The organism is Collinsella sp. AM29-10AC (assembly GCF_003469085.1).
Taxonomy (GTDB): Bacteria; Actinomycetota; Coriobacteriia; order Coriobacteriales; family Coriobacteriaceae; genus Collinsella.
In genome coordinates, this window is record NZ_QSKB01000019.1 from 41,937 (window position 1) to 53,739 (window position 11,803).

At 62.6% G+C, this 11,803-nt stretch carries 9 protein-coding genes; 3 read left to right on the forward strand and 6 right to left on the reverse strand.

Going from position 1 to position 11,803, the window contains the following annotated elements:
- Positions 1 to 8: 8 nt before the first annotated feature.
- The 3 genes from DW754_RS07355 to DW754_RS07365 all read right to left on the reverse strand — a co-directional run bounded on the left by DW754_RS07355 (position 9) and on the right by DW754_RS07365 (position 2,232).
- Positions 9 to 1,010, reverse strand: a complete 1,002-nt coding sequence (locus tag DW754_RS07355) for a P1 family peptidase (protein ID WP_117759010.1) — start codon at positions 1,008 to 1,010, stop codon at positions 9 to 11.
- Between the two features lie 101 nt (positions 1,011 to 1,111).
- Positions 1,112 to 1,693 (reverse strand): nucleoside triphosphate pyrophosphatase, encoded by a 582-nt coding sequence (locus tag DW754_RS07360; protein WP_117635392.1) that lies wholly within the window; start codon positions 1,691 to 1,693, stop codon positions 1,112 to 1,114.
- A complete protein-coding gene (locus tag DW754_RS07365) occupies positions 1,690 to 2,232 on the reverse strand; it encodes a DJ-1 family glyoxalase III (protein WP_117635391.1) in 543 nt (180 codons plus the stop codon). Before DW754_RS07365 ends, DW754_RS07360 begins: the two co-directional genes overlap by 4 nt.
- Positions 2,233 to 2,731: 499 nt before the next feature.
- Here DW754_RS07365 and DW754_RS07370 point away from each other — a divergent pair, with 499 nt between their 5' ends.
- From DW754_RS07370 to DW754_RS07380, 3 genes are all read left to right on the forward strand, one after another.
- Positions 2,732 to 3,712, forward strand: coding sequence for a DMT family transporter (locus DW754_RS07370; protein WP_118072019.1), 981 nt, complete (start codon positions 2,732 to 2,734; stop codon positions 3,710 to 3,712).
- A 122-nt stretch (positions 3,713 to 3,834) separates the two neighbouring features.
- A complete protein-coding gene (locus tag DW754_RS07375) occupies positions 3,835 to 5,265 on the forward strand; it encodes a 6-phospho-beta-glucosidase (RefSeq protein WP_117583936.1) in 1,431 nt (476 codons plus the stop codon).
- Positions 5,266 to 5,296: 31 nt separating this feature from the next.
- Complete coding sequence (locus tag DW754_RS07380) at positions 5,297 to 6,745, forward strand: PTS transporter subunit EIIC (protein WP_117759008.1); 1,449 nt, start codon at positions 5,297 to 5,299, stop codon at positions 6,743 to 6,745.
- A gap of 175 nt (positions 6,746 to 6,920) precedes the next feature.
- Here DW754_RS07380 and DW754_RS11235 read toward each other — a convergent pair whose 3' ends face one another.
- From DW754_RS11235 to ppk1, 3 genes are all read right to left on the reverse strand, one after another.
- The gene (locus DW754_RS11235; RefSeq protein WP_197032199.1) at positions 6,921 to 7,250 is read right to left on the reverse strand and encodes an IS3 family transposase; all 330 of its coding nucleotides are present in this window, start codon (positions 7,248 to 7,250) and stop codon (positions 6,921 to 6,923) included.
- Between the two features lie 137 nt (positions 7,251 to 7,387).
- On the reverse strand, positions 7,388 to 8,716 hold the full coding sequence (gene rlmD, locus DW754_RS07390) for a 23S rRNA (uracil(1939)-C(5))-methyltransferase RlmD (protein WP_117759007.1): 1,329 nt from the start codon (positions 8,714 to 8,716) through the stop codon (positions 7,388 to 7,390).
- A gap of 98 nt (positions 8,717 to 8,814) precedes the next feature.
- Positions 8,815 to 11,217 carry a polyphosphate kinase 1 gene (gene ppk1 / locus DW754_RS07395; protein ID WP_369832167.1) on the reverse strand — a complete coding sequence of 801 codons (2,403 nt, stop codon included), beginning with the start codon at positions 11,215 to 11,217 and terminating at the stop codon, positions 8,815 to 8,817.
- Positions 11,218 to 11,803: the final 586 nt, after the last annotated feature.

An 11,803-nucleotide genomic window follows, 5' to 3' on the forward strand; every position in this document is an offset into this window, starting at 1 on the left:
GAGTGAAGTTACTTCGCGGCGCCGGGGATGCCGTGGGAGGTTTTGGCGGTTTTGGCTCCGTTTACGATGGCGGTCTGTAGGGCCCTTACGGCGAGCATGCCCAGCAGGTCTAGGGGAACGGTGGCGCTTGTCTGAGCGTCTAGTTTGCCGCTGGCGAGGGTGTAGATGGTGTCGCCGTCGTTGGTGGTGTGCGTGGGACGAATGGCGTGTGCGTAGGCGTCTGCGGCCATCTGGGAGACCTTGGTGGCCTGAGCCTTGGTGAGCTCAACGTTGGTGACGATGCAGCTGATGGTGGTGTTGGTGCGGTCGAGCGGCATCTGCATAGAGCCGGCGGCGGCAAAAGCGGCGAGCTCCATGTCGACGATCTGGTTGCTATCGGCTGCGGCGCGCATGCCGGCTACCCACTCGCCCGTGGTCGGGTCGACGACGTTGCCGCAGGCGTTGACCGAGACCACGGCACCCACCTTGACAGGGCCGAGCGCCACGGCGGCAGCGCCAAGGCCGGCCTTCATGCAGGTGGTGGGGCCCATGAGCTTTCCTACGGTAGCACCGGTGCCGGCACCCACATTGCCCTGCTCGAGTGTGGTGGGGGTGTTGTCGAGTGCCTCGCGCACGGCGGCGATGCCGGCTTCTATGTCGGGGCGCACGGTGGGATCGCCAAAGGCGAGGTCGAAGATGCAGCTGGAGCACACGATAGGCACCTGCGTGGGGCCGACGGGAAGGCCGATGCCGCGGCTCTCGAGCTCGCGGGCGACGCCGCTTGCGGCCTCCAGACCAAAGGCCGATCCGCCCGAAAGGCAGACGGCGTGGACCTTGTCGACGGTGTTCTCGGGTCGCAGCAGGTCGGTTTCGCGCGATGCTGGAGCACCGCCGCGAACGTCAACGCCGCCGGTGGCGCCCTCGGGTGCCACGATTACGGTGCAACCGGTGCCGGCCTCCTCGTCCGTATAGTTGCCATAGCAAAAGCCATCGACATCGCAGACGTCAATGGCCTCGAGCAGTGTATCCATGTTTAACTCCTATCGGTTTTCCGCCGCGCCATGTGCCCGGTCGGGATCCGTACGGTACGCCAAAATTGTAGGCGCTGGGGGATACCCAGCGCCAGATGCAATTACGAGAGCTTTTGAATCGCGCGCGCGACGCGAGCGATGGGTAGGCCCACCACGTTATAGAAGTCGCCCGATATATCATGCACGAGCATGCGTCCTCCTGTGCCCTGAATGCCGTAGGCGCCGGCCTTGTCCATGGGCTCACCCGAGGCGACGTAGTGCTCGATCTGCTCGTCGGTGAGCTCGTAGAACGTCACGTCGGTCACATCGACAAAGGACAGGCTCTCGGCGGCATGTGGGGCGGCCGTATCGCCTGCCTTAACGATGCAGACGCCGGTTGCGACCTGGTGCGTGCGGCCCGAAAGCTCACGGAGCATGGTACGCGCCTCGTCCTCGGTTGCCGGCTTGCCCAGAATCTTGCCGTCAAAGGTGACGATGGTGTCGGCCGCGACCGTCAGCTCATTGGGCTCGGCATGCTCGGCGGCAACGGCGGCGGCTTTGGCGCGTGCTAAGCGTTCAACGAGCGTAAGCGGGGCCTCGCCATCAAACGGCGTTTCGTCGATATCGGCAGGAATGATGCGAATGTCATAGCCCGCCTCGCGCATCAACTCGATGCGGCGCGGTGATTGCGAAGCCAAAATCATAGCTGAATGCCCTCGGCGACCTTCTCGACGGCCTTGTCGCCGGCGAGCGTGCGCAGCAGCTCAAGCGCAAAGGGGAGCGACTGGGCCATGCCGCTGGCGGTGATGATGTTGCCGTCTTGCGTAACCTTCTCGCCGGTATAGGCGCCTTTGGGGAAGCTTTTCTCAAAGCCAGGGAAGCACGTGGCGTGGCGCCCCTCGAGCAGGTCGAGCTCACCCAGGATAAACGGGGCGGCGCAGATGGCGGCGACGTGCTTGGTCGCGGCGAACTCGCAGACCACGTCGCAGACGCGCTGGTCGGCGCGCAGGTTGGTGGCGCCGGGCAGACCGCCGGGCAGCACGACGCAGTCATACTCGTTAAAGTTAATCTCGTCAAAGAGTACGTCGCAGGTTACGGGAATCTGCAGCGAGCTTACGACCTCGCGCGTGGGCATGATCGAGACAAGCGTGGCGCGCACGCCGCCGCGACGCATGACATCGACCATGGTCAGGCATTCAATAGTTTCAAAGCCATCGGCGGCGAGAACGGCAACGCTGGGCATGAGGGTTCCTTTCATAGGCGGCATACAATTAGCCGTCTTATACCCCGAAGACCTCCGCTTGCCACGCTCGATTTCCCAATGTTTAAAATAGCCCCGTCCGAATTAGCTACCCCCACCCATCCTCAACAATCTCAATCTGTAACATCCATCGACCAAAACTAGCCCCAACTGTTACAGATCGAGACAGTCCCCAACAGCACTGCCCCGTTCGGGGAACGACCGCCACAGGTACGGCGGGCAGAGGCTCACTTTTTTCCTCGGTTTTTCTTGACGGAATCTCACCTGTTGTAGTACTTTGTCCCAGTCTAAAAACGCGTGGACTTTTCTGGGCGCTAGCCACCTTTTTGCCACGCAACCGAGCAGTCGGTTGCGTGGCTTTTTTCGTCTTGGCAGCAGGTACCACATGCACCGCCAGAAGACCGCACGAGCCCACCTTCCGACTGCAGGGAACAGACGCACGAGACGTGCATCTGCAAGACAGCAGACGGAAGGGAGCCTAATGGCAGAAACAAACACAATCAAGCAACAGACCGCCGAGGCGGGAGCCGCGGGCGCGGGGCAGGTCAAGGCGGCGCTCCAGGTCTTTGCGGGCGGCGCCTGCTACGGCGCGATGGCCACGACCTACAAGCTCGCCTACGCCGCGGGCTTCACCTCAGCGCAGGTGGTGGCGAGCCAGGCGTGGTTCGGCTGCCTCTTCTTCGCCCTCGCCACGCTCGCAGGGCACGCACTCGGGCACCGCTGGCAGCGCGTGGGCTGGAAGCTCGCCCTCAAGCTCATGGGCCTGGGAGCCCTCACCTGCCTCACCTCAATCCTCTACTGCTACGCCATGAGCGTGCTGCCCGCCCCGGTGGCACTCACGCTCCTCTTCCAGTTCACGTGGCTGGGGCTCGTGTGGCAGACCGTCATGACGCGCCGGCCGCCGAGGCTCCTCCAAGTGGCCTCCGCCCTGGTCATCGTCTTCGGAACGGTGTTCGCCAGCGGCGTCTACAAGACCGGCATCACCGGGTACGACCCCGTGGCCCTGCTCTGCGCGCTGGGGGCGGCCGTGTCCTGCTCCCTCTTTGTCACCCTCTCCGGCAAGGTCGAGGCCCCCTGCTCGTCCGAGCAGCGTGGCGTCATCGTATGCGCGGGCTCCGTGGTCATGTCGCTCACGGTGTGTCCGGACTACGTCGTCTCGGGCGTCCTCGCCCAGGGCATCCTGCCCTTTGCCGTCATCGCCGGCTTCTTTGGCATGCTCTGCCCGGTCCTGCTCTTCGGCATGGGCTCTCCGCACCTGCCCGCGGGCCTGTCCACCGTCATGGCCGCCGCGGAACTCCCCGCCGGCCTGCTCATCGCCATGATCGTCCTCGGCGAGCCGCTCGGCGTCGTCGAGTGGCTGGGCGTCGCCACCATCCTCGCCGGCGTGTGCCTGGCACAGGTCCCCTCCCTGCTTGGAGGCCGGGAGGCACGTCGCGCCGCCGCAGGACAAGCCGTCAGCTAGTCACCCCTTCACAGGCGGCCCGCGCGCATCAGGGAAAGGGCCACGGGCCAGGCGCGCGAGGCCGCAAGGACGTTATAAAGCGTCCCCCGCAGAGATGGGGGCGCCAGAGAGAAGGAGGCACCATGCCATTTCCAAAAGGGTTCCTTTGGGGAGGAGCCACCGCCGCCAACCAATGCGAGGGAGGTTATGACGAGGGCGGCCGCGGCCTTGCCAACGTCGACGTCATCCCACACGGGCCGGAGCGCAACGACGTAAGCCGCGGCCTGAGGCGCATGCTCGACTTCGAGCCCGGGTACTACTACCCGGCCCAGACGGGCATCGACTTCTACCACCACTACCGCGAGGACATAGCCCTCTTCGCGGAGATGGGCTTTAAGGTCTTTCGCCTCTCCATCGCCTGGAGCCGCATCTTCCCCAATGGCGACGAGGAGGAGCCCAACGAGGCCGGGCTCGCTTTCTACGAGGACGTGTTCCGCTGCTGCCGCGAGCACGGGATCGAGCCCCTCGTGACCATCACGCACTTCGACTGCCCCATCCACCTCGTCAAGAAGTACGGCGCCTGGCGAAACCGCACCCTTATCGAGCTCTACAAGCGGCTTGTGACGGTGCTCTTCAACCGCTACCGCGGCCTCGTGCGCTGGTGGATCACGTTCAACGAGATGAACATGATCTTGCACCGTCCCTTCATGGGTGCCGGCATCGTCCTCGAGCCCGGGGAGAATGCCCGCGAGGCCGAGTACCGCGCCGCGCACAACGAGCTCGTGGCGAGCGCCTGGGCCACCAAGATCGCCCACGAGGTCGATCCGGAGAACAAGGTGGGCTGCATGCTCGCCGCGGGAAGCTACTACCCCTACTCCTGTCGTCCCGAGGACGTTCGCGCGGCGCAGGTCAAGAACCAGGAGGACCTCTTCTTCGTGGACGTGCAGGCGCGCGGTCGCTACCCCGGCTACGCGCTCAAGATGCTCGAGCGCGAGGGCATCGACGTGGGCATGACCGCCGAGGACGAGCGCATCCTTGCGGAGAACACCGTCGACTTCATCTCGTTTAGCTACTACTCCTCGCGCTGCACCGCGGGCGACCCCGACTCCGTGGGCGGCGTCGCCGAGGGCAACGCCTTCGCCGGCGTGGAGAACCCCTACGTGCGCACGAGCGACTGGGGCTGGGTCATCGACCCGCTGGGATTCCGCATCACGATCAACGACCTCTGGGACCGCTACCAGAAGCCGCTCTTTGTGGTGGAGAACGGCCTCGGCGCCTATGACGAGGTGCTTCCCGACGGCACGATCGAGGACGACTACCGCATCGCCTACCTGCGCGAGCACATCGAGGCCATGCGTGACGCCATCGAGCAGGACGGCGTCGAGATGCTCGGCTACACCACCTGGGGGCCGATCGACCTCGTGAGCGCGGGCTCCGGCGAGATGGAGAAGCGCTACGGCTTCATCTACGTGGACCGCGACAACCTGGGCAACGGCACGCTCGAGCGCAGGCGCAAGAAGAGCTTCTACTGGTATCAACAGGCCATCGCCACCAACGGAGGCGACCTGGGCTAGCCGCCCGGGCAATATCACTAAGGAGAAAATAATGGCTGAAAAATACGACGATCTGGCCAGATCCATACTCGAGAACGTAGGCGGCACAGAGAACGTCGCCAGCGTCGCGCACTGCATCACGCGCGTGCGCTTCAAACTCAAGGACGAGTCCCGCGCCAACACTGCCAAGATCGAGGCCCTCAAGGGCGTCATCCAGGTCATCCAGGCCAACGGCCAGTACCAGGTGGTCGTGGGTAACATCGTCGAGGACGTCTACGACGCGGTCCTGGAGGCCGGCAACTTCTCGGGCGGCGCAAGCGCCGACGACGAGCCCCAGGGCGATAAGACCGTTGCCTCCGTCGTCATCGACCTCATCTCTGGCATCTTCCAGCCCATCCTGGGACCGCTTGCCGCCGCAGGCATCATGAAGGGACTGCTTGCCCTCATCACCTACTTCGTCCCGGCCTTTGCAAACGACGGCCTCTACACGCTGCTCTACACCGTGGCTGACGGCTTCTTCTACTTCCTTCCCGTCGCCCTGGCGTTCAGTGCCGCGCGCAAGTTCCGCATGAACGAGTTCACCGGCGTGGCAATCGGCGTGGCGCTTCTCTACCCGACGATGGTCGCCCTGACCTCGGGCGAGGCGCTCGGCAGCATCGACCTCGGCGTGGCCGGCACGTTCTCGTGGTACGCCACCGCCCTCGGGCTCCCCATCATCATGCCCGTGTCCGGCTACGTGAGCTCGGTGATCCCCGTCCTTCTCATGGTGTGGTTCGGCTCTATCCTTGAGCGCTGGCTCAAGAGCTGGATGCCGGCTGCGCTCAAGATGTTCCTTGTCCCGCTCGCCACGATGACGGTCTCCATCGTCTTGGGCTACCTCATCATCGGCCCGGTGGCCACCCTCATCACCAACCTGCTGAGCGCGGCGTTCTCGTTCATCTTCCAGCTCCCCGTGGTTGGTTCCGTCCTGGGCAGCGCCCTGGTTGGCGGACTGTGGATGTGCCTCGTCATCTTTGGCTTCCACTGGAGCCTCATCCCCATCTCCATCATGAATCTGAACACCCTCGGCCACGACAGCGTGCTCGCCGCCACCATCGGCCACGGGTTCGCGCTCGGAGCGGTCATCTTTGCCATGTACCTCAGAAACAAGGACGAGCGCTTCCGCGGCATCGCCCTTCCCGCGATGATCTCCGCCTTCTTCTTCGGCGTCACCGAGCCGGGCATCTACGGCATCGCCCTCCCCAACAAGCGCGCGTTCGTCGTGGCATGCCTGAGCTCCGCCGTGGGCGGCGTCATCGTGGGAATGACTGGCGCTCTCATGTACATCTCGGGCGGCCTCGGCGTCTTCAACCTGCTCAACTTTATCGACGGGACCCCTGGTGGCGCCGGGATCTCCCACATGATCTTCGCGATCATCGCCTCGCTCGTCTCTGCCGTCCTGGCCTTTGTTATCGAGTTCATCACCTACCGGCCCAACGACGATGAGGAAGGCACCCGCTAGCCTGCGCCCTCCTCAATCAGCTCTATGTAATTGAGGGGCAGTTGAGGTGGGTGAGGGCCGAGGGCGATCAAGGTGGCCGCCCTCGGCCCGGGACAACCTGCCAGAAGGCGTTTAGCTTTCTCGGGCGGCGCTGAAATGAACTGCGCCCCGATACTTGGACGGGTCAATTAGCGGCCTATGCCGCACATGGGGACTGATTTCGGAACTCCTCCGGGGTCAGTCCCTTTTGCTTAACCCGCCTCCTCTTGTTCCAGTGAACGGTATAGGCTTCGAGGTCCCGCTTGAACTCCTCGAAGCTCCGCCACGTCCGGCTCCTGTAGAATTCGTCCTTCAGGCGCCCGGGCAGCAGCTCCGTCGCATGAGCTTGCCCTCGCACGCCGCCGGCCCCGGCCGGGTCCGGGCACCCTTCGGCCTCCCGCTGGCCTTCGGCGCGCCCGCACCCCCTGTCGCAAAGCTCTGCTGCAAGAGTCCTCAGCGTGGCGTCGTGCCTGACTCTCCCGTCCATAAAGAAGCCCCCATTTCTAATGTTCAAGAAATGAGGGGCGGTTCAATTTCGGGACGGGGATTAAATAATCATTCGGAGCAAATCTATTTTTATCCCCGTGCCAGAAAAATCATCGGGCGTGGTCTGGGGCAAACAGTCTAGTTGCGCTTGAGGTGGACGACGGTTTCGCAGTGGAAGGTTTGCGGGAACAGATCGACCGGCGTGATCTTGACGGGGGAGAAGGTACCTTCCTCGACAAAGCGCTTAAGGTCGCGTGCCAGGGTGGCGGGGTCGCAGCTCACGTAGGCGACATCGCGAGCGCTCGTGCTGGCGATAAGGTCGATCGCCTCGGGGGCGAGGCCTGCGCGCGGCGGGTCGACCACCAAGACGTCGGCATCCTGGTCGGGGAACTCGCGCACCGCGTCTCCGCCAATGACGTCGACGTTATCAAGCTTGTTGATTTCCAGGTTACGGCGCAGGTCGCGCACGGCCGGGCCGTAGGCCTCGACGGCGGCGACGAAGTCGCAGCGGCGGGCGAGCGGCAGGGTAAAGGTTCCGGCGCCGCAGTACAGGTCCACGGCAAGCTCGTCTTCTTGCGGGTCGAGCGCTTCCATGACAAGCTCGATCAAAATTTCAGCACCCTTGGTGTTGACTTGGAAAAAAGACGGGGCAGACAAGCGCATCTGACCCTCGGCGATATTCTCGGTCCATGAGCCCTCTCCGGCGAGCATTTCGACCTTGGAGACACGGCGGGCCTTCTTTTCGCCCTTGCTCATCACACGCACGATGCTCGTGGGATGAGCGGCGACCGCCAGCACGCGGGAGACTTGCGAGCGCGGAAAAGAGCCCGTGGGCGTCCAGAGTGCAACCTCGAGCGCCTTGGTGCGGCGCGATGCGCGAATGCCCACGCGTTCGAGCCCTAAGTCATGGCTGCCGCTTAGATAGTTGAGTGCGCCGACGACCGATTTGAGCGCCTTGGGAAAACGTTTATCGAACAGCGGGCACGCATCGACGGTCACGATTTTGCTGGGGTCGACACCGTGCATGCCAAGGCGCACGCGACCGTTGACGACGGTCGGTTCGAGCTCGATTTTATTGCGGTAGCCCCAGTCGTCCTTGGTGTGGCAGATGGGCTGCACCAACTCATCGACCTGCTCAGGAGCGAACTTGCCGATGCGCTCGAGCGTGGAGCGCAGGTTTTGCTCCTTGGCGGCGAGCTGTGCCGTGCGTGAGAGATTGCCCCACGAGCAGCCGCCGCAGATGCCCACGTAGGGGCAGGGGGGCTGAATGCGATCGGGGCTCGGCTCCAGAATCTCGGTGGTGCGGGCGCGCATGAACGACTTGCCGTCCTGTACGACCTCGGCCTCGACGGTGTCGCCTGCCACGGCACCCTGCACAAAGACGGCTTTGCCGTTGTCGGCGTGCGCCAGCCCGTCGGCGCCGTAGGTCATCGATTCTATAGTGAGCTTCATATCCCTGCCTGTCATTCGTGTTGTTGCTCGCACCATGGTAGCAGGGAAAAGCGCCCCGCATCCGAGGCTTTGCTCAAATGCGGGGCGCTTCTACAAACTGCTTCTACAAACGACTATTTCGTCCTGCCGGTAATGAGCGTCTTGAGACCCAGACCGATCAGGCCCAAGCCCATGCGCACGCGGCCGGGGTGATGGCGCTCGATGGCCTTGGTCTTGCCAGCGGGCTTATCGCGACGGGCACTCGTCTCGGGTGCGGGCTTGGTGACCTGCGGCTCGGGTCGAGGTGCAGGTGCAGGCTCGGGCTCAATGACGGTCGCCTGGACCTCTTGGACCTTGGGTGCTACCGGCTGCGGCTCGGGCTCGGGGGCGGGTTTTGCCTCAATGACGGGCTCGGGCGCGGCCTCGGCGTTGCGGTAGGCACGCTCCAGCAGGGCTTCCTGCGAGTTGAAGGGTTTCTCACCCTCTGCGCGCTCCACGGGGACCCAGGTGCCGTCGCTCGTGAGGCTGCGGGCCTTCACGTTGTCGCGCAGCTGCATGCTCATGTACTCGTGCACCAGGGCGCGGCAGGTGGGGTCGAGCACGGGGAAGGCGATCTCCACGCGGTGCTCGGTGTTGCGTGTCATCATGTCGGCCGAGCTCAGATAGATCATGTCCGAGTCCACGCCAAAGGCGTAAACGCGCGCATGCTCCAAAAAGCGTCCGACGATAGAACGGACATGCACGTTCTCGGTCTTGCCAGGAACGCCCGGCTTGAGGCACGAGATGCCGCGGATGATCATGTCCACGCGGACTCCTGCGCACGATGCCTCGGCGATCTTGTCGATGACCTCGCGGTCGGTGAGCGAGTTGAGTTTAAAGAACACGCGGGCGGGCTCGCCGGCGAGGGCGCGCTGGATCTCGCGGTCAAGCCCGCGCATGATGAGCGGTTTCAGTCCGACGGGCGCCACACCCAGGAAGCGGTAATCGCCGCGCAGGTTGCCCAGCGACAGGTTGCGGAAGAACAGGTTGGCGTCCTCGCCGATGCCGGGGTGAGCGGTCATGAGCATAAAGTCGCTGTAGAGTTTGGCCGTCTTCTCGTTAAAGTTGCCGGTGCCCAGCAGCGTCAGGCGCGTTAGCGCCATGCCCTCGCGATAGGTGAGCTGGCAGATCTTGGAGTGGCACTTAAAGCCCTCGGAGCCGTAGATGACGGTGCAGCCGGCCTCTTCCAGGCGCTCGGCCCACTCGATGTTGTTCTGCTCGTCAAAGCGCGCGCGGAGCTCCATGAGCACCGTGACCTCTTTGCCGTTCTCGGCGGCATCGATCAGTGACTCGCACAGGCGGCTCTGCTTGGCCACGCGGTAGAGCGTGATGCGCAGTGAGATGCACTCGGGGTCGTAGGCGGCCTCGTGCACCAGATCCAGGAAGGGGTTCATGGCCTCATAGGGATAAAAGAGCAGCTTGTCGTGCTGAAGTACCTGCTCGCGGATGGAGCGGGTCATATCGATGGTGGGGTTGGGCTGCGGCTTAAACGGTGTAAAGAGCAGCTCGTTGCGCAGGTGCTCGGGAATCTTGCCCTCAATGCCAAAGACGTAGCCTAGGTCGAGCGGGATATCGCAGGTAAAGACAGAGCGGCGCGAAAGCTCGAGCGCCTTGCGGATGGTCTTGAGCGTCGCCTTCTCGAGCGACCCCGAGACCGCGAGCACCACCGGCTGCAGGCGCAAGCGTTTCTTGAGGATGCGCTTCATGTGCTGACGGTAATCCTCTTCCTCCTCGACGCCCTCGCCGTCCGGGTCGATGTCGGCGTTGCGGGTGACGCGGATGAGCGCGCGGTCGAGCGGCTTATAGGAGCCAAAGCAGCTGTCCAGGCAGGCGAGGATGACGTCCTCGAGCAAGATGTAGGAGTAGGTGCCGGTGGGCGAGGGGATCTCGACCACGCGGTTCATCGAGGTGGGAATCTCGATAAGGCCCAGCAGACTCTCCTCGTCGGTGACGCCGTCCAGGCCGCAGGCCAGGTAGAGTGCGCCGTTGCGCAGGTTGGGGAAGGGGTGGCGCGGGTCAATCACCAGCGGTGAGATGACCGGCGACACGTAGGCCTGGAAGTAACGGGTTACAAAGGTGCGCTCCTCGGGCGTAAGCGAATCGATGCGGGCGCGGTGAACGCCCAGGGTGTCGAGCTTGCCCTCGATGCTCTTAAAGATGGACTCCCATCGGGTAAGGAGCCCGGGCATTTCGGCCATGACAGCATCGACTTGTTCGGAGGCGGTCATATTGCTCTTGTTGTCGACAGGCTGTTTTTTGAGCTCTGCCAGATCGGACAGGCCGCCCACGCGCACCATGAGAAACTCATCGAGGTTAGACTCGAAAATCGACACGAACTTTAGCCGCTCGAACAGCGGAACGGTCTCGTCGAAGGCTTCGTCAAGCACACGGTTGTCAAAGCGCAGCCAGCTGAGCTCTCGGTTCTGCGTGTACGAGAAGTCGTGCGGCGGCTTACGCAGCTTTGCAGCGGCTTGCTTTTTTTCGATTTTGCTCGGCATATGCATCTGTCCGTTCAGTCCCCGTGGGGGACGGTTGCCTAACACTATTCACTATTGTCTCAATTTAGTCGGCCTATGGCACGGACGTATCGCGTGAACGGTATCTTTACCTACTTCTTACGCTGACAAGCCATAGAGCTGACGCCCTTCGCGTTGTGAAAAACGGTCTATATCCTCACTCAACTGGTGAGTATGTGTGAATAAGAATGATAGGTAGCTGAATATCATCGAATACAGACAGAAACACGAACAAGCGTCATTTATATACATAAAACCGTTTTAGATATGCAATTCTTAATCGAAAGATTGGAGTTGTAATTGCGAATGATTTTTAAGAAAAAAGAGCATTTACCTTAGAAAAGCTACTTTAGAACGCCGAAGTGCATTATGGGAGAATCATATTCGATATACCGTTCATCGAACTTTGTTGACCGTTCGGGGGCGAGGTGGAATTGCGGTTGGAATTTGGATATAACTAGAGCTGTCAGCAAGCAGCACCCGTTACGGAAGGGTGCTGAGAGATTCGGCCGAAAGGCCCGAAAGAAAGGTAGGAGGCCATGACGAAAGGTCTGCACGTGCCTTCCGA